We start from the raw sequence: 21,848 nt of genomic DNA on the forward strand, positions 1-21,848 counted from the left end.
GGCGAGCGAGGGCGTTGAGGATTCCGTAGTTGAACACGCGTCGGCTCCCGTTCGTCATTGGATATCGGACGTGCTGAAGCCCGCCGGCAACGCCTGCGGCAGCCACGCCTGTCCCGAGAAGGCGCCCATGTGGCCGCCCGAATGCACGACGAGACCGCTGTTCTCGACCGCGCCCGGCCCGCGCACGCCATTGGCGCGACTGGCCTGCACGCCCGCGACGTACTGCGGGAAGTAACTGCCGAGCAGCGACGAGAGATCGGGCATCTGCGGCCCGCTCCAGGCCACGGCGAACACCGTGCCCGCCTGCGTGAGGTATTCGCGCACGGCCGTGCCGTTGGTGAGCGTGGTTTCGCGCACCGTATAGGTGGCGCTGGTGCTGGACGAGGCCGTGGCGCTCTGGACCGCCTGACGCGCCACGGCGGAGGCGGCGCTCTGCCCGGAGGTGGTATTGACGCTCGCGCCGGACGGCGTGGTCATGGGCGCCCCGCCGAGCGCGGCGCTAGCGGGCTGTGCGCTGCCCAGAATACCCGTCACGCATAAAAGCGCGGCTGCAAGACGCGATGCTGCACTGCGTCCATCGACAAAACGAGGCGCGGTGCAATCGAAAGACGAAGTGGATAGAGCAGATGATGTGGCGGGCAATCCCGCGCCGGACAAGCCGGCGCAACGGGACGCAAAGGACACAATGGTCGATACGTGCGGATTCAAGGCGGCCCTCCCTCTCTCGGTGGCTCGTTCCTTGGCGTAGCGCGTCATGCCCGCTGGCCCGGCAACGACAGCGGGCGACGGCAGAGGGCGGACGACGGCTCGACGGGGAACGGCTGGCTTCGCTTCGTTGCGCCGCCGCAGCGCGCGCCGCGACGGCAGTGAGCGAACGTCCTCTAGTATGCCTGTCCCACATGACATGCAACAGAGCGCCGAGGCGCCGTTGTGACGATCGCTCGAAGCAGCTTCAGTCAGCTTAAGCGCCGCGCATCGCGCGGCGCGAACCCGCCCTGCCCCGCATCTCAGAAACCGAGGCTAGCAAGCAGATCGTCGACCTGCGCCTGGTCCTGCATCACGTCGGCCTTGCCTTCCGGGTTGATCTGCGGGCCGTTGAGCAGTCCTTCCGGGCTGCCCGTGCTCGCGTGCACCTCGGCCAGCGCCGCCGCCGTGGCCGCGAACTGCTCGCGCCGCTCGGGCGCGATGTTCTCGACCAGCACGGTCAGCAGTTGCTGCTCGATCAGATAGACCACGTCCATGATCTTCTTGATCACCTGGCCGGTCAGATCCTGGAAATCCTGCGCGAGCATGATTTCGAGCAGTTGCTGGTTCGTGGCCGTGGTGGTTTGCGGCACCACGTCGAGGAACTGGCGGGTGTCCTCCATCAGCGCGCGCACTTCCTCGCGGCCGATCGGCGCGTCGTACCACGTCGCCCAGCGCGCCGAGAGCACCTTCGCGTCGCTCTCGAGCTTTTCCTGCATGGGCTTGGCGACTTCGATCGCGGACAGCACGCGCTCGGCGGCCTGCTCGGTCATGTTGGCGACATAGCGCAGCCGGTCGCGCGCGTCGGGCACCGCCTCGGCGGCGCGCTCGACGTGCTTGTCCAGACCGAGTTCGCGCATCGAGTCGCGCAGCGTGCGCGTCAGCTGGCCGATGCGCGCGAGGATGCGGTCCGTCGCGAACTCGCCGGAGTCGGCGCCGTCATGCTGACCGGCCGACGCCGCATCAATGGGCTCGTTCACGTCAGCTCCCGGTCTTCGCCATCTTTTCGAGAATCTTGTTGAGCTTCTCGTCGAGCGTCGCTGCCGTAAACGGCTTCACGACGTAGCCGCTCGCGCCCGCCTGGGCCGCGGCGATGATGTTTTCCTTCTTCGACTCGGCCGTCACCATCAGCACCGGCAGATGCGTGAGCGTCGCGTCGGCGCGGATTTCCTTGAGCATCGCCAGACCGTCGAGGTTCGGCATGTTCCAGTCGGAAATCACGAAGTCGTAGTTGCCGCCGCGCAGGCGCGCGAGGCCCGCTGCGCCGTCTTCGGCTTCGTCCACGTTCGCATAGCCCAGTTCCTTGAGCAGGTTGCGGACAATCCGGCGCATCGTCGGAAAATCGTCCACCACCAGAATCTTCATTCCCTTATCCATCTCGGTTCCATTCTCCAGGCTAAAACCCGGGCAATTATCCAGACAAGCGCCACGCCTATCCAGATAAATTAATCGTGATCGATCGTACGGTCCTTACAGAACCGCGCGATCTCTCGAATTATTTGCGCGCAAGTGCCGCGCCAATCGTAAAGCCAGCGACCTCAGACGCGCTGGACGCGATCGCCCATCGAGGCGAGACGCGTCATCACGCGACGGCTCATGTCGGACAGCGAAGCGATCTCGTCGGCTGCACCGAGCGCAATCGCTTCACGCGGCATGCCGAACACGATGCAGCTCGCCTCGTCCTGCGCGAGCGTGAACGCCCCAGCCTTGCGCATCTCCAGCAGGCCTGCCGCACCGTCGCGGCCCATGCCCGTCAGAATCACGCCGATGGCGTTCTTGCCCGCATGCTGCGCCGCCGAGCGGAACAGCACGTCCACCGACGGACGATGCCGGTTCACCGGCGGGTCGTCGGACAAATGGGCGATGTAGTTCGCGCCGCTACGCGCGAGCAACAGGTGAGCATGACCCGGCGCGATGTAGGCGTGGCCGGGCAGCACGCGTTCGCCGTGCTCCGCTTCCTTCACGGTGATGCGGCACAGCCCGTTCAGGCGCTGCGCGAACGACTTCGTGAAACCGGGCGGCATGTGCTGGGCGATCAGCACCGCGGGCGCGTCGGGCGGCAGCGGCTGCAGCACTTCGCGAATCGCTTCGGTGCCGCCCGTCGATGCGCCCACGATGATGAGCTTCTCGGTCGAGACGAGCGGGTTGTTGATCATCGGCGCGGCGGACACCGGCGCATGCGCGTGCGCGGCGTGCGTCGTGTGCGCGCTGGCGTGGGCCGGGGCACCGCTCGCGGCGGGGGCCGCGGGCGCGCGCACCGGCGCGGCCGGGCGCACGCGGGCGCGCGAAGCGGCGCGCACCTTGTCGGCGAGCTTTTCGGCGTAGTCGAGCATGCCGTCGCGGATGCCGACCTTCGGCTTGGTCACGAAATCGACGGCGCCCAGTTCGAGCGCGCGCAGCGTGATTTCGTTGCCGCGCTCGGTCAGCGACGACACCATCACGACCGGCATCGGCCGCAGGCGCATGAGCTTCTCGAGGAAATCGAGTCCGTCCATGCGCGGCATTTCCACGTCGAGCGTGAGCACGTCGGGGTTGTGCTGCTTGATCAGCTCGCGCGCGACCAGCGGGTCGGGCGCGGTGGCGACGACGGTCATGTCCGGCTGGCTGTTGATGATCTCGGTCATCAGGCTGCGGATCAGTGCCGAATCGTCGACACAGAGAACCTTGATTTTTTGCACAGCGTTCACGCCTCCTCTACTGTCCTGGCGTTGTCATGACCGAAACCCGGACCATGACTGGATGGCCGCGTGGCCGTCGCACCGGTCGCGCCGAACAACTCGACGCGCGGCCGCGCCGGCTGCGGCGTGGATGTTGGAAAGGGGTTGCTGCCTGAAGCACCCGCGGCACCTGACGAACCACCGGCCCGCGCCGCGCCGTTCAGGCCGAACAGCTCGACGCGCGCACGGGCGCGCGCGAGGCGCTCGGCACGCGCTTCGGCGCTTTGCTCGGCGAGCTGGCGTTCGCGCTCGGCGACGCTCGTGTCCTGCGACAGACGCAGCTTCTTGACCATCACCTGGCCCGTGCGCGGCAAGAACGCGACCTTGCGCGGATGCGAGCCTTGCAGGTCCTCGGCGGTGATGCGGATGCTTTCGGTGGCGAGATAGCGGCGCACAAACGCAGCGTTGCGATCGCCGATATTCATGGTCGTCATGCCCGCCAGCACGGCCGCGCCGCCGAATACTTTGGCCTCGAAGCGCTCGCGGCGCCCGCCCGCCTTGATGAGCTCGTTGATGAGCACTTCCATCGCGTAGGCGCCGTAGCGCATCGCGTCGGAAGCGGCGTGCAGCGTGTGGGCGGCGTCGGCGCCGTCGTCGGGCAGCATGAAGTGATTCATGCCGCCGATACCGGCGGTGCGGTCCTGGATGCAGGCAGCCACACACGAACCGAGCACGGTGACGAGCACCATGTCTTCGTTCGTGGTGAAAAATTCGTTCGGCAGCAGCTTCACGCCGGGGCGCTGAAAGTGCGCGTCGAAGTAGCGGTTGGTCGCAATCGGCAGGCGCGTGCTCATGCGGTCGCTCCTTGCGCTTCGACTCGCGCGCCGGGTTTGTTGGCGGTAGCGGCGGCGCCACGGCCGCGCGTCAGTTCGTAGACGGTCTGACCGCGCAGACGGAAGGCCTGCGTCACGTACGTGAAGTTCTCCGAATGCCCCGCGAACAGCAGACCGTCCGGCTTCATCAGCGGCTCGAAGCGCGTGAGCACCTGCGCCTGGGTCGGCTTGTCGAAGTAGATCATCACGTTGCGGCAGAAGATCGCGTCGAAGGTCGTACGCAAGCCGTAGTCCGCATCGGTCAGATTGAGCTGCTCGAACTTGATCATCTGGCGCAGCTCGGGGCGCACCTTCACGAGTCCCGCGTGCGCGCCCGTGCCCTTCAGGAAGAAGCGCTTCAGCCGCTCCGGGGAGAGGTGCTTGACCTGGTCGTAGGCGTAGACGCCCGCATCGGCTTTGGCGAGCACCTGGGTGTCGAGGTCGGTCGCGAGCACACGCGCTTCGCGCGCGGCGCGCTCGCCGAGCGCTTCGATCAGCGTCATCGCGATCGAGTACGGTTCTTCGCCCGTCGAAGCCGCCGAGCACCACACGGAAACCGGTTGAGCACGATGCTTGACGAAATCGGCGAGGATCGGAAAGTGATGCGCCTCGCGAAAGAACGCCGTGAGGTTGGTGGTCAGCGCGTTGGTGAACGCTTCCCACTCGCTCGCGTCGTTGCGCTTTTCGAGTTCGTCGAGATAGTCGCGGAAGCTTTCGAGACCTAGCGCGCGCAGACGCCGCGCGAGACGGCTATACGCCATGTCGCGCTTGTGGTCCGACAGCGAGATGCCGGCGCGGCGGTGGATCAGCGAGCGGATGCGCTCGAAGTCCGCCGAGGTGAACTCGAAGTCGCGGGCAGAGCCTTCGCCGCCCATGCCCGGCGCGCTTGCGCGCGCAGCGTCGGCTTGCCGCTCACCACGCTCACCTCGATCGGGGCGGGAAAAACGCAGCGCGTTCATGATGCCGCTCCTGCGCGCGCTGCGCGCATGCCTGCTGCGTTCATCGAATCTTCCAAGGCCGTTGCCGTCTGGCCGCCCGCCTGCAATGCGTGCGGCGCATGCGCGGCACGCTCCGCGTCCGCCGCCTTGCGGGCAGCGGCGCGGTGCGAATCCGGCCGTCCTTGTGCGCTCATGTGCATTGCTGTGCTCGTCGCGATATTCGTGGTTCAGGGGTTCCGCTCAACGCGGAAAATCAGAAGATCAGAAGGTTTCCCAGTCGGCATCATCCTTGGCGGATGAGGCTGTGCTGACGATCTGCGGTTCGGTGCGCGCCGCGACTGCCGGCTTGTGCAGTGGCTTCGCCATCGCCTCGACCGCCGCCTTGGCGACCGGAACCGCCGCAGGCTGCGCACGCTTCGCGGCCGGCTTCGGCGCGGCCGCCTTCACGACAGGCGCCGCCTCCGCAACCGGTGCCAAAGGCGTCGCCACGGCGCGGGTCGCACGCGTTTCACCGCCTTGATTCGTCCCATTCGTGCGCCACGTCGCCAGCACGTTCTGGAGGTTGCGGGTCTGCTCTTCGAGCGAAGCCGCCGCAGCCGCCGCCTCTTCCACCAGCGCCGCGTTTTGCTGCGTGACGGTGTCCATCTGCGTGACCGCGCGGTTGACCTGCTCGATGCCGCCCGACTGCTCCTCCGATGCCGCGCTGATCTCACCCATGATGTCGGTCACGCGACGCACGGCCTGAAGGATGTCGTCCATCGTCGTGCCTGCGCGGCCCACCAGTTGCGAGCCGCTCTGCACCTTCTCGGCCGAATCGTTGATGAGTTCCTTGATTTCCTTGGCGGCGCTCGCGCTGCGCTGCGCGAGGCTGCGCACTTCGCCCGCGACCACCGCGAAGCCGCGGCCCTGTTCGCCCGCGCGCGCCGCTTCGACGGCGGCATTGAGCGCGAGGATGTTGGTCTGGAACGCGATGCCCTCGATCACGCTGATGATGTCCACGACCTTCGCGGAGCTGGCAGCGATGTTCTGCATGGTCGACACCACTTCGCCCACCACCGCGCCGCCGCGCGTCGCGATGTCCGACGCGTTGACGGCCAGCTGGCTCGCCTGACGCGCGTTCTCGGCGTTCTGGCGCACGGTGCCCGTCAGTTGCTCCATGCTCGACGCCGTCTCCTGGAGCGACGCGGCCTGCTGCTCGGTGCGTTGCGAGAGATCGGTGTTGCCCATCGCGATTTCGCGCGCGCCCACGTCGATCGAACCCGCACCGTTATGCACGGCGGACACGAGCGTGACGAGGCTTTCCTGCATCTTCTTGACGCCGGCGAACAGACGCCCGATTTCGTTGTTGCTGTAGACCTCGATACGCTCGGTCAGATCGCCCTGCGCGATGCGCTCGAACGATTTCACCGCATCTTCGAGCGGCTGCACGATCAGGCCGCGCATCGCGAAGCGGATCGCCACCAGCAGCACCAGCGCCACCGCGATCGCGCCGCCGATCAGCGAACGCATCAGCGTGATTTCCGAGCGTGCGCTTTCCTCGCGCGCCTGCGCGCCGTCCTGGAGTTGCTGCGCGATCGGCGCGGCCGAGTTGTCGTAGTCGACGAACATCGGGCTGATCTTCGTGTCGGCGATCGCGTGATACGCCGTCTGATCGTTCGCGCGCAGCGCGGCGAACTCGGGCTGCACGCCGTCCTGCAGCAGCGCGGTATGTTTCGCGTTGAGCGTGTCGAGCGAGGCCTGGTCGATGCCGGTCTTGGGCGCGGCGACAAACGCCTTCCACGCCTCGTTCGACTTGCCGAGCAGGAAGTCGGCGCGGTCGATGACCTTGGTCGCCTCGTCGTTCTGGCCGGCGGCATAAAGCGCGTTCACGCGATCGAGCGAAACGCGCGAGCGCAGCAGATACGACGATGCGTCATTGAGGGAATGCATCGCGACGAGATCGCCGCGTGCAATGCTCGCGAGCGAATCGCTCGCGTTGCCGAGCGCGATAAGCCCGAGCGCGCCGACCAGACCGGTCAGCGCCAAGAGAATGACCCCTACGCCTGTCAGCGTCGTGCGGATCGACCACCTGTGCAGCATCTCGTTTGCTCCTGTCCTGTGCGGCTTGTTCACGTAGCGAGCACGTAGTGGGGATGGCGTGGGCGCAAGCCGGACATGGCGGTTATGCCGCTCTTTGGCGGCGGCTTGTCCGCTCTTCCTCTAGCGCGGGCCCTGCGGCCTCACCCCCGTAGCAACCTCGCCCCGTCCCTGATTCCGGTATGCCTTGTGTCGCGTCTTGTTGTGCGTCTTCACACGCCGAGCGCTTCGATCAGCGCCATCTCGCGGCTCGTCATGAGCTTCTCAATGTCCATCAGGATCAGCATGCGGCCGTCCACCGTGCCGAGGCCCGTGAGGTACTCGGTCGTGAGCGTCGCGCCGAATTCCGGCGCGGGCATGATCTGGTCCATCTGCAGCGTCAGCACGTCGGACACGCCGTCCACCACCATGCCCACCACGCGATGCGCGACGTTCAGGATGATGACCACGGTCTGGTGGTCGTACTCCACGCGGCCGAGGTGGAACTTGATACGCATGTCCACGATCGGCACGATGATGCCGCGCAGATTGATGACGCCCTTGATGAAATCCGGTGCGTTGGCGATGCGCGTCACGCTCTCGTAGCCACGGATTTCCTGGACCTTGAGAATGTCGATGCCGTACTCTTCCGCGCCCAGCGTGAAGACGAGGAACTCCTGACCGCCTGCGTCGGCCTGTTGCGCGTCGCGGCGGTGCGCGCCAGCGACAGCGCCCTGCGCGCCGCCGCCCTGGATGGAATGGACTTCTGCCACGTTAGCCCCTGAACGGTTGGGAAATGGTTGGGTGATGCGTGTTTTTCAGTGCACTCAGGCGAACTCGGCGAACGAGCCCGCGTTCGCGCCACCGTGCGAGCCGACGGCGACGCCGTGCGACACGCGCGATTCGCGGTTGAGCGCGGCCACGTCGACAATCAGCGCGACGCTGCCGTCGCCGAGAATCGTCGCCGCCGAAATGCCATGCACCTTGCGGTAATTGGTTTCGAGGTTCTTCACCACGACCTGCTGCTGGCCGACCAGCTCGTCGATCAGCATTGCAAAGCGACGGCCCTCGGTTTCCATGATGGTGACGATGCCTTGCGTCGGGTCCGTGCGCGCGCCTTCCACGTTGAAGACGTTATGCAGCGCGACGAGCGGCAGATATTCGCCGCGCACGCGCACCACGCGGTCGCCGTTGGTGACCGTGTAGATGTCTTCGTGGCGCGGCTGCAGCGACTCCATCACGAAGTTCAGCGGCAGGATAAAGATTTCGTTGCCGACCTTCACCGACATGCCGTCGAGAATCGCCAGCGTGAGCGGCAGCACGATGCGCGTCGTGGTGCCCTTGCCTGCGTGCGAGGTGATCTCGACGTGGCCGCCCATCGACTGGATGTTGCGCTTGACGACGTCCATGCCGACGCCACGGCCCGACACGTCCGTCACCTGTTCGGCGGTCGAGAAGCCCGGCATGAAGATGAGGTTCCAGACATCTTCGTCGCTCATCGTCTCGCTGACCTGCATGCCCTGCTTGATCGCCTTGGCGAGAATCTTGTCGCGGCGCAGACCCGCGCCGTCGTCGCTCACTTCGATCACGATGTTGCCGCCGTGGTGCGCGGCGGACAGCACGAGCTGACCCGTGCCGTCCTTGCCCGAGGCGCGGCGCGCTTCCACGGTTTCGATGCCGTGGTCGAGCGAGTTGCGCACGAGGTGGGTCAGCGGGTCGATGATGCGCTCGATCAGGCTCTTGTCGAGTTCGGTCGCCTGACCGAACGTGACGAGTTCCACTTCCTTGCCGAGCTTCGACGCGAGGTCGCGCACGAGACGCGGGAAGCGGCTGAACACGTAGTCCATCGGCATCATGCGGATCGACATCACCGCTTCCTGCAGATCGCGCGCGTTGCGCTCGAGCTGCGCCATGCCGTTGAAGAGGCGGTCGTGCAGCGCGGGATCGAAGGCGCTGGAGGTTTCCGCCAGCATCGCCTGGGTGATCACGAGTTCGCCCACGAGGTTGATCAGTTGATCGACCTTTTCCACGCCGACGCGAATCGAACTGCCTTCCGCCGATGCCGCCGCGGCGGCGCGCGGCTTGCGCTCGTGTTCGCCATGCACGGCGGGCGCGGGCGCAGCCGGTGCCGGTGCAGCGGCCACAGGCGCGGGCGGCGGCGGGGGAGCGAGCGGCGCGGGCATCGCGGCCGGCACGGCGGCCACGGCGGAGGCAGCGGGTACAGCCGGCGGCGCGGGCATCGCGACCAGCGTCGGTGCGGGCGGAATCTCCATGAGCGGCGCGGCTTCGACGGGCACGGCATCGCTTTGCGGCGCAGCGCCCCGGCCGATCGAAATCTGGCTTTCGTCGATCACGAAGCAGCACACGGCGACGATGTCGTCCGAGGTCACGTCGGTTTCGAGCCACAGCGTGAGGTCGTCGCCGGTCTTCACCTGGCCGAGCACACGGCCCAGGTTGCCGAGTTCTTCGGCGAGCAGTTCCTGATCCTTGGCGCCGACGCGGCGCAGCGTGATGCGCAGATGCGGGCCTTCGCCGCCAGCCGCAGCAGGAGCCGCAGCAGCCGGTTCGGGTGCGGGCGCAGCGGCGAGCGCTTCGTCGAGCACGTGCTCGGGAACGCTCGCAGCGGCAGCGCTGGCCGCCATTGCCTGCGGACGGTGCGCCTCGAACGCGGCTTCGAGATCTTCTTCCGAGTCCCGCGCGGGCGGCGCGGGCACCGGCTCGACCGGCGCAAACACCGGTGCTGCGGCCACGGGCGCCGGCGCGGGAGCGGCGGCGGGCGCGGGCAGGCCGCGACTTTCCGCGTAGAGCCGCTCGAGCTTGCCGCGCACGGCGGCGGCCGCGGCCGCGTCGGGCTCGGCGCTCGCGCGGTAGGCCGCGAGCTGGTCGGACAGCACGTCCTTGGTTTCGAGGAACACGTCGACCATGTCGGTGCGCAGCACGAGTTCGTTGTTGCGCGCGCGGTCGAGCAGCGATTCGAGAATGTGGGTCGTTTCCGTGAGCGCCGTGAAGCCGAACGTCGCCGCGCCACCCTTGATCGAGTGTGCCGCGCGGAAGATCGCCGCCAGATCCTCGGGATCGGGCTGCGCGACGTCCAGGTTCAGGAGAAGCTGCTCCATCTGCGCGAGCAGCTCGTCAGCCTCGTCGAAAAACGTCTGGTAGAACTGAGTGATGTCGAGAGTCATTGCTCTTTCACCGCGATTAATGCGTGGGGGGGCGCCCCGCCGGGTCCTGATCCGTGTCCTGCTTCAATGCAGGGGCAGGATCTGCGTACGAACGACAGCGACGCGCCTCATGTCAGGGTTGCGTTTCACCGAGCGCGTTCGCCAGATCGACGAGCAGCTCGGGGTCCACCGGTTTTTCGATCCAGCCGGTCGCGCCGGCTTCCCGCACCGCGGACTTGAAGCCTTCGTCCGATTCCGTGGTCAGCACGAGGATCGGCGTTTCCTGGTACGACGGGTTCGCGCGCAGCCGCTTGATCAGGTCGAGCCCGCCCATGCGCGGCATGTACAGATCGGTGAGCACGAGATCGAAGCGCTGCGCGAGCGCATGCTCGAGCCCGTCTTCGCCGTCGTTGGCCACCGTCACTTCGTAACCCGCCGAACCGAGCGCCGCACGCAGGATCTCCCGCATGGATGCCGAATCGTCGATCGCCAGAATATTTCTGATCATCCGTTCCTCGTTCGCGCTTTCTTGCTGCTCTGCTCTACCCTTCGACCCGCTCGCTGCGTGACGCCCATTGCGTCCATCCCTGCGGGCCTCACGGCCCGGTGGGCTTGCCGGGCAACTGGGGCGCCACGTTCGCCGCCACCGGCGCGATCTGCACACCCGGCGGCGCGACCGGCGCCACGCCAGGCGGCGCCTTCGTCGCGACCGAAGCCGACGGTGCGGCGGGCGTGCCCTGCGAAATCGACGGCAGGAGCGACTTGCCCGAACCCGCGGCGTCGTCGGAGAGCGTCGTGGTGGTCGTGTCGTCGTGCTCCAGAGCGTCTTCCGACTTCTTGTTGAGCACGATGATGCTGATGCGGCGGTTCTCCGGGTCGAGCGGATCGGCCTTGTTCAGGTTCTGCGTGGAGGCGAGACCCAACACGCGCAGCACCTTCGCTTCGTCCATGCCGCCCGCGATCAGCTCGCGGCGCGAGGCGTTCGCGCGGTCGGCGGACAGTTCCCAGTTGCTATAGCCCTTTTCGCCGCCCGCGTAAGCCACGGCGTCGGTGTGACCCTGCACGACGATGCGGTTGGGCACGTCGTTGAGCGTCTTGCCGATCGCCTGCAGGATGTCGTGCATGTACGGCTCGACCACGTCGCGCGCGGTCGCGAACATCGGGCGTTTCTGCGAATCGACGATCTCGATGCGCAGGCCCTGCAGCGTCGAGTCGATGCGGATCTGCTGCTTGAACTGGCGCAGCACCGGGTTCGCCTCGATCGCGGCCATCAGCTTGACCTGCAGGTCGTGCAGGCGCACTTCTTCCTTGCGTTCGAGCGAGCCTTCCGTCTGCTTCGTGGCCTCGTCGTCGTTGTGCTTGACGCTGCTGCGATCCGTGCGCGACATCTGGCCGTCGCTGCGACGCGTGATGCCGTCTTCCTGCGAGGAGATATCGCGTCCGCCGCCCTTCACGATCGACGAATCTTCCGCGCTGCGGTCGCCGCCCCAGAGCGTGACCTTGAGCGGCTGGTTGAAGTAGTCGGCGATACCCTTGAGCTGCACCGTCGAGGCCGAGCTGAGCAGCCACATCAGCAGGAAGAACGCCATCATCGCGGTCATGAAGTCCGCGTAGGCAAGCTTCCATGCGCCACCGTGATGACCGGCCTTCTTGGGCGCGGCGCGCTTGACGACGATCGCGCGATCCTTGTTGTTACTCATCTCAGCGTCCTCGCCTTTGTTCGCCTTACTTCGCCTTCACGCGGCGCACGTGCTCTTCGAGCTCCGAGAACGACGGACGCTCGGTCGAGAACAGCACCTTGCGGCCGAACTCGACGGCAATGGCGGGCGCGTAGCCGTTCAGGCTCGCGAGGATCGTGACCTTGATGCACTGGAACATCTTGGTGGACTCGGTCACGCGCTGCTCGGCGAGCGAGGCGAGCGGGCCGATCAGGCCGTACGAAAGCAGAATGCCGAGGAAGGTGCCGACCAGCGCCTGGGCGATCATCTCGCCGAGCACGGCGGGCGGCTTGTCGGCCGAAGCCATCGTGTGCACCACGCCCATCACCGCCGCGACGATACCGAACGCCGGCATCGCGTCGCCCACTTTCGAGAGCGCGTGCGCAGGCGCTTCGCCTTCGGCGTGATGGGTTTCGATTTCCTCGTCCATGAGGCTTTCGATTTCGAACGCGTTCATGTTGCCGCCCACCATCAGACGCAGGTAGTCGGTGAGGAATTCGACGATGTGATGGTCGGCCAGGATCTTCGGGTATTGCGTGAAGATCGGGCTCTTTTGCGGGTCGTCGATATCGGCTTCGAGCGTGAGCGTGCCTTCCTTGCGCGCCTTTGCGAGCAGGACGTAGAGCAGCGCGAGCAGCTCCATGTACACGTCCTTGCTGTACTTCGAGCCCTTGAAGAGTGCCGGCAGGACGCGCAGCGTCGCCTTGATCGTCTTGATGCCATTGCCGAGGATGAACGCGCCGAGGCCCGCCCCGGCGATCATCAGCACTTCGACCGGCTGCATGAGTGCGCCAAGATGGCCGCCCTCAATCGCATAGCCGCCGAAAACGCAAGCGATCGTCACGAGAGTTCCAACGATAATCAGCACAGACGGGTCCTCACTGGAGAAGATTGCGCTACGAGCCGCCACGGCCCGCGCCCTTAGTTGGGTTTACGGCACGGGCGCGAAAAACTTTGGGATTGGATGGCCGCGCGGCCCGCTTGCGCAAAGCGAATGAGGGCCGGTTCGGAAAGCCACGCCGCGTGGACATGGCGGCAAGGCGGCATCGGCAGATTGGGCGGCGTTGCGGCGGCGCGGCCCGGCGTCAATGTGTCGCCATTTACCCTTACAGGGGCTTTCCGCTTACCCGCCGCCCGCGAGGGGTGGCGTCGCCGGGCACGCCGCGGCCGCTACCGCTGCGACTGCCGCCGCGTTGCGCCGTGTGCGCCCCGCGCGCGAAGGCGGCTGGCACAGGCCGCACACGTAATAGCGCTGCGGTTCGTGCGCGTGCGCGACGAAGCGCCCGCCACAGCGCGTGCAGCGCGACATCTGCAACAGGCCCGAGGCGAAGTAGCGCACCAGCGTCCAGGCGCGCGTGAGGCTCAGTGCGATCTCGTCGTCCTGCAACTGCACGTGCTCGAGATAGAGCCGGTAGCTTTTGACGATGGCGCGGATCGGTTCGCAGCGGCCCTGGCCGCTCATGAACAGGTACGTGTTGTAGAACAGCGAGGAATGCACGTTGGGCTGCCACGTCATGAACCAGTCGGTCGAGAACGGCAGCATGCCCTTGGGCGGCGATTCGCCCTTCACTTCCTTGTAGAGCCGGATGAGGCGATCGCGCGACAGCGAGGTTTCCGCTTCGAGGAGTTGTAGCCGCGCGCCCAGTTCGATCAACTCGATCGCCAGTGCGATCTCCTTGACCTCGAGTACCACACTTTTTGTCGCCATTATGTCGCCATCAGGCTACCGCATCGCACCGCTAGTCGGTCCGCGCACGGACCGGGATGGTGGGCGGCGCACGCGGGCCGCCCGGCCGTCAGCCGACCTGTTCGACGCCCTGGCCGGCCATCAGGATGGCGGAATGGGTCTGCGCCGATTTGCCCTTGTCGGCGAGCGCGCCAAGGATGGCGTGGTCGTCGAAGCGGAAGCGGCAAAGCAGCTGGTTGGATGAAGCAAGACGCGCGGTCTGCGCGAACGTGAGATTGGCCAGCACGTCGGCGAGCTGCGCCGAGATGCCCATACGGAACATGCCGGTCGGACGGTCCTCGCGCAGCAGTCGTTGCGCGAGCAACAGATACGACAGATTGACTTCCTTGATCTCGCTGAGCATGTCGCTTGGCGTCGTCGCGCTCATGGATTCCCCCGAATTCGAAACGTAGCGGCTGGTCAGGCCTGATACGGAAACGTTTGCCCGTCTGGCGGTTTCCCCGTGCGAGAGCGCACGGCAAAGCAAACGGCCCGTTTAGTGGTCGTCCCCGCATTGTGGCGAGGGTGCTCGCAATTGGAAATCGGAAGGATGCCGCGACGCGATGCAGGAAATACTTTCCTTTGCGTGTAGGAATTTTTCTGACAATCAGGAGAAAAGAGAGATGGGAGGCTGCGAGATTAATGCCGAGGGCATATCAGCTTATTCCTCTGCTGATTATAAAAGGTAATGTTCCCGCGCGTAACAACCCGCAATACTCATTCGCAATGAATCACTTACGGGGTCGAAATCGTTGAAAGGCCTGGGCATGCCAATTGCGCTCAGGGCGCTCCAGTACGCGTCACGTCTTGCAACCGCCGCTTACAGCCGGTGTATCCCGCTGTAACAACATTAAGCGTTTGCAAAACAGCTCGTCATGCGAATTCAGACGTCCATAATCGAAATCAGGGATAACCCGATACCGCTGTGCCCCCGTTTTTCGATGGATTTTTGTTGTAGACACGCGGTTGTTGCCAAGGAGATCAAGCCAATGCGAATCGCACAAATTGCGCCACTTTACGAAGCCGTCCCGCCGAAGCTTTACGGCGGCACCGAGCGCGTCGTGTCCTATCTGACCGAAGCGCTCGTCGATCTCGGCCATGAGGTGACGCTGTTCGCCAGCGGCGATTCGGTCACCTCGGCAAAGCTGGAGGCAGCCTGGCCGCGCGCACTGCGCCTCGATCCGACGATTCGCGACGCGCTCGCTCCGCATGTCGTGCTGCTCGAGCGCGTGCGCCGCATGGCGCACGAGTTCGACGTGCTGCACTTCCACCTCGACTACCTGCCCTTCCCGCTCTTCTCGACGCTCGACACGCCGTTCGTGACGACGCTGCACGGGCGCCTCGATCTGCCGGAATTGCAGCCGGTGTTCGACTCGTTCCCCCACGCGCCCGTGATCTCGATCTCGGACTCGCAGCGCCAGCCGCTGGAACAGGCGAACTGGCTCAATACGATCTACCACGGTCTGCCGAAGGATCTGCTCACGCCGCGCACGGACAAGAAGCCGGCGTACCTCGCGTTCCTCGGCCGCATCTGCCCGGAAAAGCGTGTGGATTCGGCCATCCGGATCGCCGCGCTTTCGGGCCTGCCGCTGAAGATCGCCGCCAAGGTGGACAAGGTCGACCAGGAATACTTCAAGACTGAAATCGAGCCGCTGCTCTCGCAGGCGCATGTGGAGTTCATCGGCGAGATCAACGAAGCGCAAAAGCCGGAGTTCCTCTCGGGCGCCAAGGCGTTGCTGTTCCCGATCGACTGGTCGGAGCCGTTCGGGCTCGTGATGATCGAGGCGATGGCGTGCGGCACGCCGGTGATCGCCTTCAATCGCGGCTCGGTGCCCGAAGTGATCGATCCGGGCGTGACCGGCTTCATCTGCGAAGACGTTCAAGGCGCCGTGGCGGCGCTACAGAATATTGATTCGCTTTCACGCGAGGCGATTCGCGCGCAATTCGAGCGGCGTTTCACGTCGCATACGATGGCCAGTAATTATGTCGAAAGCTATTCGGCCATGATCGAGGCCGCACAGCGCCCTGTTCTGCGCCGGGTCGCTGCTGGCGCGTAAGGCGTTCGAATGTGCATTCGAATGCCTATGCAAAATGTGTCGATGGTGCACTTTGAGATAAAAGCACCATAAATGGGCAATGTGAATCGTTTGCGCATGCAGCAATAGCGCCATTACCCAATGCTTATAAAAAGAGCCGCATGCTTCATGCGGCTCTTTTTTATTGGCCAGGCAGTGCGATGATGCGCAGTGTGGGGCTGCGCGGCGACGCTATGGCGGCGGATTCGTCAGGCGATCAAATAGCGCTCGCGGTTCTTGCCGGCGATCCATTTGGGCGGCTTGCCGCGCCCGCTCCAGGTCGCGCCGGTCTTGGGATCTTGATAGCGCGGCGGCAGCGGCGCCTTCTTGGGCGGGCGTCCGCGCCGGGCGGCAACCGCGAAGCCGAGATCCTGGGCCGATAGCCCGTACTCGGCGATCTTCTCGCGGATCATCGTGATCACGTCGGAGATTTCGGTGCGTCGGGCCTCGTCGGCCTGGGCCTGAAGCCGGGCAATTTGCGCCTTGAGTTCTGAGTATTGCGACATTTTTCCTCCCCCCTTCATTGTCGATCTAACTGACTCGATCGGAGATTAGTCGTAAATAAGAGAATTAGCAATCGCGACTAATACTGTTTTATCAGGATATTCCGCGCATTAAGGAAACTCTGTCGCTTGCGAAATTCGGAACGCATCCATCGCAATAATGAGAACAATTGCATCACAATTGACAATCCTTGACACCCGTGCTTTTCGCGACTGCCTAGAATCTGGCATTTCCTGGTGCCGGTACTTTATTCGGCGCCCGTCAAATGACTTTTTGAGGCGTCAAGCCATGCACTTATCCAAACGACTTCTGGCCGAAATGTTCGGCACCTTCTGGCTGGTTCTCGGCGGCTGCGGCAGCGCCGTGCTCGCCGCCAACTTCGCGGGCCCGGTTCATGGTCTCGGCATCGGTTTCGTCGGCGTGTCGCTGGCCTTCGGCCTGACCGTGCTCACGATGGCCTTCGCAATCGGCCATATCTCGGGCTGCCACCTGAATCCGGCCGTCAGCGTGGGCCTCACGGTCGCGGGCCGCTTCCCCGCGCGCGACCTCCTGCCGTACATCGTCGCGCAGGTGATCGGCGCCGTGCTCGGTGCGGCCGTGCTCGCGTGCATCGCCACCGGCAAGCCGGGCTTCGACCTCGTCGCAAGCGGCTTCGCCACCAACGGCTATGGCGACCATTCGCCGGGCCACTACACGCTCGCCGCGGCGTTCGTCTGCGAGGTCGTGATGACGGCGGTCTTCCTGTTCGTGATCCTGGGCGCAACCGACGTGCGCGCACCGGCCGGCTTCGCGCCGATCGCCATCGGCCTGTGCCTCACGCTCATCCACCTGATCTCGATCCCGGTCACCAACACGTCGGTGAACCCCGCTCGCTCGACCGGCCCGGCACTGTTCGTGGGCGGCGAGGCGATCTCGCAACTGTGGCTGTTCTGGCTCGCACCGATCATCGGCGCCGTGATCGCTGGCGTGGTCTATCCGCTGATCGCTGGCCGCCGCGAAGCGGTGGCGGAGCTGGCCGCGCGCGTGAAGGCATAAATTCGCGCAGCAGCAAGGAGACGGGCGCTTCGGCGCCCGTTTTTCATTTGCTCGCGCTCGCGCCAGCGCGCAGCAGGCGGGCGCTGGCTTCGCCTGGGTCATCGCAGTGTCGCTGCTAGAATCGGCCCACCTTCCCTCTTTCCCACAAGGCGCACGGCATGAAGCATTCACGACATTCGCTGGGCCGCCTCACCGTGCTGATCGCGGCGCAATGGCTTGCCGCGACGGGCGGGCTCCTGGCCGGCGCGACCGTGAATGTCGCCCACGCGGCAAGCACGCCAGCCGCAGCGAGCGCCACGGACGTCGCGACCTTGATCTTCGTGCGTCATGGCGAGAAGCCCGCCGAAGGACTCGGCCAGCTCAACTGCAAAGGCTTGAACCGGGCGCTCGCACTGCCCGCCGTGATCGCAGCGAAGTATGGCAAGCCCGACGCGGTCTACGCGCCGGACCCCGGCGAGCAGAAAGACGACCGCGGCCACGCTTACTACTACGTGCGCCCGCTCGCGACCGTCGAACCCACGGCAATTCAGTTCGGACTACCGATCCAGACGCCGTATGGCCACTCCCATACGAACGCGCTGGAGAAGACGCTGCTCGCTCCGACGTGGCGCAACCGCACGGTGCTGATCGGCTGGGAGCATCGCGAGATCGAAACGCTGGTGCGCAAGATCGTGGCCGAGCATGGCGGCACGGCAGCGGAAGTGCCGAACTGGAAGAGCGCCGATTTCGACAGCATCTACGTGGTGCGCGTCGACTGGAGCAGCGGCGCGCCGCGCGTGCGCTTTAGCCACGATCGCGAGGATCTCGACGGCGTGAGCGACGAATGCCCGTGCGCGGGGTTGCCCGCGCAGCAGCCGCCAACGCAGACGCCCGCACCGACGCCGGCGCAATAAGGACGGCGTGGCGGCTTAGCCCGCCAGCTCGTCGTCGATCGCGAACAGCTTGCGCAGATGATGCGCAACCCCCGCCTCGAAGTTATTGCCGATGCGCGGCACCGAGGGCAGGCGCTCCATCAGCAGCGGATTGGCGTTGTTCATCATGAACGGATGGCCGGCCGTTTCGAGCAGATCGATGTCGTTCATGTTGTCGCCAAACGCCACGCAGCGCGTGGTATCGACGTTGAGCCGATCCAGCACGACGCGCAGCGCGCGGCCCTTCGACACGCCCGCGACCATGACTTCCAGGCAGTCGGGCAGCGAATAGGTGATGTACAGCGCGTCGCCGAACTCGCGCGTGAGGTTCGATTCGACGTGCGCGAGATCGGCCGGATCGCCGATATAGAGCGCCTTGGCGATGCCCGCGCCACCGAGCGCGCCCAGATCTTCCGTTACGCGATAGGTGAAGCCCGAATCCTGATGGAACGCGAGCAGTTCGGGTGCGTCGCGGTCGATGAACCACTCCGTGTCCGTATAGAGACTCACGATCACGCGGCCATGCGCACCCACCGTATCCGGCGCGACGAGGCGGCGCACCATCGGCTCGGGCAGGTTGCTCGCGTGAATCAGCGCATCGTCCGGGCCGTGCACGCGGGCACCGTTCGACGTGATGAGATAAGCCGGAATGCCGAGCACGTCGCGAATGCCGGCCACGTCGCTGTAGTGGCGACCGGTCGCGATGACGAACTTCAGGCCCTGCGCGTCGAGCTTGTTGAGCGTGGCGACCGTGAACGGGTCCAGCTGATGATCGGCGTTGAGCAGCGTTCCGTCGAGATCGGTGGCGATGACCTTGTACATGGCAATTCGGGCAACCAGGGGGAAACCGTCAATCCTAGCATCCGATGAGTTCGGCGCGTTTTTGGGATTGACTTGCCCGCGAGCGCCTCCTGTCAGCTCGATGTGCCACTTACGCGCTCGCCTTCACGCCGCGCGAGCCGCAGGGCACCGCTGGCCGAATCCGCTAGCGGCGCGCGCAGGCGCTCGCGCATAGCTTGCGGGACCCATTCGCGCAGCGGCTGACCGAGGCCGCCCGCGAGCGCCACCGGCAATGCGGCAGCAGGATCGAGCGCCGCGATCATGCGTGCGACCGCTTCGCCGGCCTCGGCAAGCAGTTTCGCCACGAACGGATGCTCGCGATGCGCGAGCACCACGGGCGCGAGGCTCGCATAAGCGGTCTGGTTGGCCGCGCATAGCCAGACGATCAGACTGTCGCGATCGCTCGCGCCCGTGTGCGTGAGCAGATCCCGCGACAGCGCGTCGGGCGCCACGCGCCCATCGAGCGACTGCTGCGCCCAGACGATCGCGCGCAGACCGAACCACGCGCCGCTCGCCTCGTCGCCGGAGGGAAAGCCGAAGCCGCCTGCGATATGGCACGCGCCTGCCGCATCGAGCGCGGCCGCAATGCTGCCCGTGCCAAGCGCCACCACCACGCCCGGCTCCCCGCCATGCGCGCCGAGCAGCGTCGTATAGGCGTCGCTCTCGACCGCCAGCCCGGCGACAGGCGGCGCGCTAGCGCGAAACGCCGCAAGCCAGTCAGGATTGTTCACGCCTGCGAGCCCGCAGCCGAGCACGCATTGCGACCAGTCGAACGCGAGGCCTGCCTGCGCGAACGCAGCGCGCGCGCCTTCCTCGATCGACCGCCACGCGCGATCGATGCCAAGCCCCAGCCCCGACGGACCCGCGGCCGCCCGCGCGAGCTCCTTGCCGTGGGCGTCGCCGAGCGCGACGCGCGTGCCCGTGCCGCCGCCGTCGACGCCGATCAACCAGGAATATGTCTGCATGATTTGAGGGACTGTGAGAATCGTTGAAATGGGGTTGAAGATCGAACCGTGCCGCAGAGACTAACGGCTTGACGCCGTTCGCACAATTGGCCGGATGGCCAGGTGGCGGCACACGGGCGATCCGTTATTCTTGCGAGGCTCGACCGCCTGCGCGCCAGCCGCGCCCGCACCGGCCGCGCCATCGCAAGGAGAACGTACCGTGACACACCGATGCAGCTGGGCAACGAGCGAAGCCCTCACGCAATACCACGACGAAGAATGGGGCGTGCCGTCGCGCGACGACCGGCATCTCTATGAAATGCTCGTGCTCGAAGGCGCTCAGGCCGGCCTGTCGTGGTCGACGATTCTCAATAAACGTGAGGGTTATCGGCGCGCCTTTGCGAATTTCGACGTCGCCAAGGTCGCGCGCTTCACGCCAAAGCACGTCGAAGCGTTGGTGCTGGACGCCTCGATCGTGCGCAACCGCGCCAAGATCGAATCCGCGATTCTCAACGCGCGCGCCGTGCAGCAAATCCAGGCGGAACACGGCTCGCTCGCCGCGTTCATCTGGTCCTTCGTCAACGATACGCCGCTGCAAAACGACCTGACCACGTACCGCGACGCGCCCACTTCCACCGATGTATCGGATGCGCTCAGCAAGGCGCTCAAGAAGTACGGCTGCAAGTTCGTCGGCACCACGATCTGTTATGCGTTCATGCAGGCGGTGGGCATGGTCAACGACCACGAGCGCGCCTGCGTCTGCCGCAAGACCTGCGCCGCGCTCGGCGGCGCGAAAACGAAGGCCAGCAAAAAGGCGGCGGCCACCAGGACCGGCGCGAGCACGACCGAGAGCGCCTGATACGGGACTCGCGGCTCGGGAAAGTCCCAAGCGCGCGCTTATATGTGCCACGGCGCCTTGTGCAGCAAGGCATGGCGTGCTGCCCGGCTCGCGCGCGCCCCTCCGCAAGCACCACACTTTCTGGCCGCCAGGGTGCGCAGGCCAACGGTTTTCCTGTGGCGCGCCGTTATAACTGACAACGGATGCGTTCGGGGCCAATCGGCGTCACGAAACGCACGACGGGGACGCGCGCCGGAGGGCGTGCGGCGGCGTGTCCGGGGAGACCTTACCGCTGTGCTACGCGCAGGGGGCTGACATGAAAAACGTGCACTTCCTGACTCATCAGGAAATCTTCGACCGCGCCGTGACGCATCTCTTCGGGCAGGGAAGCGCGGCGCTTCTGCCATGCGGCGGCGGCGCCTATCGCGGCGGCTATAGCGGCGGCGGCCTGCATAACTATGGCGGCTGCCCGGTCGGCAGTTTTATCCGCCCGCGCGACTACATGAGCGCGATGGAAGGCATTCCGGTGCGCTACATCGCGCGCGACGCGGGCGATGTGCCCGCGTATATGGATGTGGGCGTCGCCGCGCTGCGCAAGGCGTTGCTGCGCGCCCACGTCAACATCTACGACGCCAACACCGTCAATCTGCTGAGCTGCCTGCAGAACGTCCACGACGTGTTCGGCGTGTGGGAATGGCGCGAGCGCCTGCTTTCGATCTCCGTGCAGTTCAGGCTTTCGCCGCAGCGCCTGCTGGATGCCGCCTGAACGCATCTGACCCAATATCCGTCCATCCCGTCAAATCCGAAAACCGGACCCGCAAATGCAAACG

22 protein-coding genes are annotated in these 21,848 nt (G+C 65.6%); 5 read left to right on the forward strand and 17 right to left on the reverse strand.

Annotation, left to right across the window (positions count from 1 at the left end):
* Positions 1-54 precede the first annotated feature (54 nt).
* The 14 genes from U5782_RS36725 to flhD form a co-directional block, all read right to left on the reverse strand.
* A complete protein-coding gene (locus tag U5782_RS36725; protein ID WP_322048758.1) occupies positions 55-534 on the reverse strand; it encodes a DUF2844 domain-containing protein in 480 nt (159 codons plus the stop codon).
* A 473-nt stretch (positions 535-1,007) separates the two neighbouring features.
* Positions 1,008-1,724: a protein phosphatase CheZ gene (cheZ, locus tag U5782_RS36730; protein WP_322048759.1), complete on the reverse strand. Its 717-nt coding sequence runs from the start codon at positions 1,722-1,724 to the stop codon at positions 1,008-1,010.
* A gap of 1 nt (position 1,725) precedes the next feature.
* A complete protein-coding gene (gene cheY / locus U5782_RS36735; protein ID WP_027816047.1) occupies positions 1,726-2,121 on the reverse strand; it encodes a chemotaxis response regulator CheY in 396 nt (131 codons plus the stop codon).
* A gap of 161 nt (positions 2,122-2,282) precedes the next feature.
* Entirely contained in the window at positions 2,283-3,368 is a 1,086-nt protein-coding gene (locus U5782_RS36740; RefSeq protein WP_415914478.1) for a protein-glutamate methylesterase/protein-glutamine glutaminase, read from the reverse strand.
* A gap of 59 nt (positions 3,369-3,427) precedes the next feature.
* The gene (gene cheD / locus U5782_RS36745; protein WP_322048761.1) at positions 3,428-4,255 is read right to left on the reverse strand and encodes a chemoreceptor glutamine deamidase CheD; all 828 of its coding nucleotides are present in this window, start codon (positions 4,253-4,255) and stop codon (positions 3,428-3,430) included.
* Positions 4,252-5,232 (reverse strand): CheR family methyltransferase, encoded by a 981-nt coding sequence (locus U5782_RS36750; RefSeq protein WP_415914476.1) that lies wholly within the window; start codon positions 5,230-5,232, stop codon positions 4,252-4,254. Before U5782_RS36750 ends, cheD begins: the two co-directional genes overlap by 4 nt.
* 240 nt (positions 5,233-5,472) lie before the next feature.
* Positions 5,473-7,290: a methyl-accepting chemotaxis protein gene (locus tag U5782_RS36755; RefSeq protein ID WP_322048762.1), complete on the reverse strand. Its 1,818-nt coding sequence runs from the start codon at positions 7,288-7,290 to the stop codon at positions 5,473-5,475.
* 209 nt (positions 7,291-7,499) lie between these two features.
* A complete protein-coding gene (locus U5782_RS36760; protein WP_027816042.1) occupies positions 7,500-8,039 on the reverse strand; it encodes a chemotaxis protein CheW in 540 nt (179 codons plus the stop codon).
* Between the two features lie 54 nt (positions 8,040-8,093).
* A complete protein-coding gene (gene cheA, locus U5782_RS36765) occupies positions 8,094-10,448 on the reverse strand; it encodes a chemotaxis protein CheA (protein WP_322048763.1) in 2,355 nt (784 codons plus the stop codon).
* 112 nt (positions 10,449-10,560) lie between these two features.
* Complete coding sequence (locus U5782_RS36770) at positions 10,561-10,935, reverse strand: response regulator (RefSeq protein ID WP_322048764.1); 375 nt, start codon at positions 10,933-10,935, stop codon at positions 10,561-10,563.
* Positions 10,936-11,023: 88 nt separating this feature from the next.
* Positions 11,024-12,127, reverse strand: coding sequence for a flagellar motor protein MotB (motB, locus tag U5782_RS36775; RefSeq protein ID WP_322048765.1), 1,104 nt, complete (start codon positions 12,125-12,127; stop codon positions 11,024-11,026).
* Positions 12,128-12,152: 25 nt separating this feature from the next.
* On the reverse strand, positions 12,153-13,013 hold the full coding sequence (motA, locus tag U5782_RS36780) for a flagellar motor stator protein MotA (protein ID WP_322048766.1): 861 nt from the start codon (positions 13,011-13,013) through the stop codon (positions 12,153-12,155).
* 255 nt (positions 13,014-13,268) lie between these two features.
* On the reverse strand, positions 13,269-13,853 hold the full coding sequence (flhC, locus tag U5782_RS36785) for a flagellar transcriptional regulator FlhC (protein ID WP_322048767.1): 585 nt from the start codon (positions 13,851-13,853) through the stop codon (positions 13,269-13,271).
* An 88-nt stretch (positions 13,854-13,941) separates the two neighbouring features.
* Positions 13,942-14,259 carry a flagellar transcriptional regulator FlhD gene (gene flhD, locus U5782_RS36790; RefSeq protein WP_322048768.1) on the reverse strand — a complete coding sequence of 106 codons (318 nt, stop codon included), beginning with the start codon at positions 14,257-14,259 and terminating at the stop codon, positions 13,942-13,944.
* 601 nt (positions 14,260-14,860) lie between these two features.
* Between flhD and U5782_RS36795 the strand changes: the two genes are divergently transcribed.
* Positions 14,861-15,928 (forward strand): glycosyltransferase family 4 protein, encoded by a 1,068-nt coding sequence (locus U5782_RS36795; protein WP_322048769.1) that lies wholly within the window; start codon positions 14,861-14,863, stop codon positions 15,926-15,928.
* Positions 15,929-16,155: 227 nt separating this feature from the next.
* On the opposite strand, the gene U5782_RS36800 is transcribed toward U5782_RS36795, so the two are convergent.
* Positions 16,156-16,452 carry an H-NS histone family protein gene (locus U5782_RS36800; RefSeq protein ID WP_322048788.1) on the reverse strand — a complete coding sequence of 99 codons (297 nt, stop codon included), beginning with the start codon at positions 16,450-16,452 and terminating at the stop codon, positions 16,156-16,158.
* Positions 16,453-16,738: 286 nt separating this feature from the next.
* On the opposite strand from U5782_RS36800, the gene aqpZ reads away from it, so the two are divergent.
* Together aqpZ and U5782_RS36810 are read left to right on the forward strand one after the other, a co-directional pair.
* Complete coding sequence (gene aqpZ / locus U5782_RS36805; protein WP_322048770.1) at positions 16,739-17,485, forward strand: aquaporin Z; 747 nt, start codon at positions 16,739-16,741, stop codon at positions 17,483-17,485.
* Positions 17,486-17,643: 158 nt separating this feature from the next.
* Positions 17,644-18,378 (forward strand): histidine phosphatase family protein, encoded by a 735-nt coding sequence (locus U5782_RS36810; RefSeq protein ID WP_322048771.1) that lies wholly within the window; start codon positions 17,644-17,646, stop codon positions 18,376-18,378.
* A 15-nt stretch (positions 18,379-18,393) separates the two neighbouring features.
* On the opposite strand, the gene U5782_RS36815 is transcribed toward U5782_RS36810, so the two are convergent.
* Positions 18,394-19,218, reverse strand: a complete 825-nt coding sequence (locus U5782_RS36815; RefSeq protein ID WP_322048772.1) for a Cof-type HAD-IIB family hydrolase — start codon at positions 19,216-19,218, stop codon at positions 18,394-18,396.
* A gap of 92 nt (positions 19,219-19,310) precedes the next feature.
* Positions 19,311-20,201 (reverse strand): BadF/BadG/BcrA/BcrD ATPase family protein, encoded by an 891-nt coding sequence (locus tag U5782_RS36820; RefSeq protein ID WP_322048773.1) that lies wholly within the window; start codon positions 20,199-20,201, stop codon positions 19,311-19,313.
* Between the two features lie 199 nt (positions 20,202-20,400).
* Here U5782_RS36820 and U5782_RS36825 point away from each other — a divergent pair, with 199 nt between their 5' ends.
* Together U5782_RS36825 and U5782_RS36830 are read left to right on the forward strand one after the other, a co-directional pair.
* The gene (locus U5782_RS36825; RefSeq protein WP_322048774.1) at positions 20,401-21,039 is read left to right on the forward strand and encodes a DNA-3-methyladenine glycosylase I; all 639 of its coding nucleotides are present in this window, start codon (positions 20,401-20,403) and stop codon (positions 21,037-21,039) included.
* Positions 21,040-21,334: 295 nt separating this feature from the next.
* Positions 21,335-21,784, forward strand: coding sequence for a hypothetical protein (locus tag U5782_RS36830; protein ID WP_322048775.1), 450 nt, complete (start codon positions 21,335-21,337; stop codon positions 21,782-21,784).
* Positions 21,785-21,848 lie beyond the last annotated feature (64 nt).

Source organism: Paraburkholderia sp. J67 (genome assembly GCF_905220265.1).
GTDB lineage: Bacteria > Pseudomonadota > Gammaproteobacteria > Burkholderiales > Burkholderiaceae > Paraburkholderia.

Excerpts from the sequence above, each read along its gene's own strand:
- cheY (WP_027816047.1), bottom strand. The coding sequence starts at position 2,121 with ATGGATAAGGGAATGAAGATTCTGGTGGTGGACGATTTTCCGACGATG.
- U5782_RS36740 (WP_415914478.1), bottom strand. The coding sequence starts at position 3,368 with ATGACCGAGATCATCAACAGCCAGCCGGACATGACCGTCGTCGCCACC.
- cheD (WP_322048761.1), bottom strand. The coding sequence starts at position 4,255 with ATGAGCACGCGCCTGCCGATTGCGACCAACCGCTACTTCGACGCGCAC.
- U5782_RS36750 (WP_415914476.1), bottom strand. The coding sequence starts at position 5,232 with ATGAACGCGCTGCGTTTTTCCCGCCCCGATCGAGGTGAGCGTGGTGAG.
- U5782_RS36755 (WP_322048762.1), bottom strand. The coding sequence starts at position 7,290 with ATGCTGCACAGGTGGTCGATCCGCACGACGCTGACAGGCGTAGGGGTC.
- cheA (WP_322048763.1), bottom strand. The coding sequence starts at position 10,448 with ATGACTCTCGACATCACTCAGTTCTACCAGACGTTTTTCGACGAGGCT.
- U5782_RS36770 (WP_322048764.1), bottom strand. The coding sequence starts at position 10,935 with ATGATCAGAAATATTCTGGCGATCGACGATTCGGCATCCATGCGGGAG.
- motB (WP_322048765.1), bottom strand. The coding sequence starts at position 12,127 with ATGAGTAACAACAAGGATCGCGCGATCGTCGTCAAGCGCGCCGCGCCC.
- flhC (WP_322048767.1), bottom strand. The coding sequence starts at position 13,853 with ATGGCGACAAAAAGTGTGGTACTCGAGGTCAAGGAGATCGCACTGGCG.
- flhD (WP_322048768.1), bottom strand. The coding sequence starts at position 14,259 with ATGAGCGCGACGACGCCAAGCGACATGCTCAGCGAGATCAAGGAAGTC.
- U5782_RS36795 (WP_322048769.1), top strand. The coding sequence starts at position 14,861 with ATGCGAATCGCACAAATTGCGCCACTTTACGAAGCCGTCCCGCCGAAG.
- U5782_RS36800 (WP_322048788.1), bottom strand. The coding sequence starts at position 16,452 with ATGTCGCAATACTCAGAACTCAAGGCGCAAATTGCCCGGCTTCAGGCC.
- aqpZ (WP_322048770.1), top strand. The coding sequence starts at position 16,739 with ATGCACTTATCCAAACGACTTCTGGCCGAAATGTTCGGCACCTTCTGG.
- U5782_RS36810 (WP_322048771.1), top strand. The coding sequence starts at position 17,644 with ATGAAGCATTCACGACATTCGCTGGGCCGCCTCACCGTGCTGATCGCG.
- U5782_RS36815 (WP_322048772.1), bottom strand. The coding sequence starts at position 19,218 with ATGTACAAGGTCATCGCCACCGATCTCGACGGAACGCTGCTCAACGCC.
- U5782_RS36820 (WP_322048773.1), bottom strand. The coding sequence starts at position 20,201 with ATGCAGACATATTCCTGGTTGATCGGCGTCGACGGCGGCGGCACGGGC.
- U5782_RS36830 (WP_322048775.1), top strand. The coding sequence starts at position 21,335 with ATGAAAAACGTGCACTTCCTGACTCATCAGGAAATCTTCGACCGCGCC.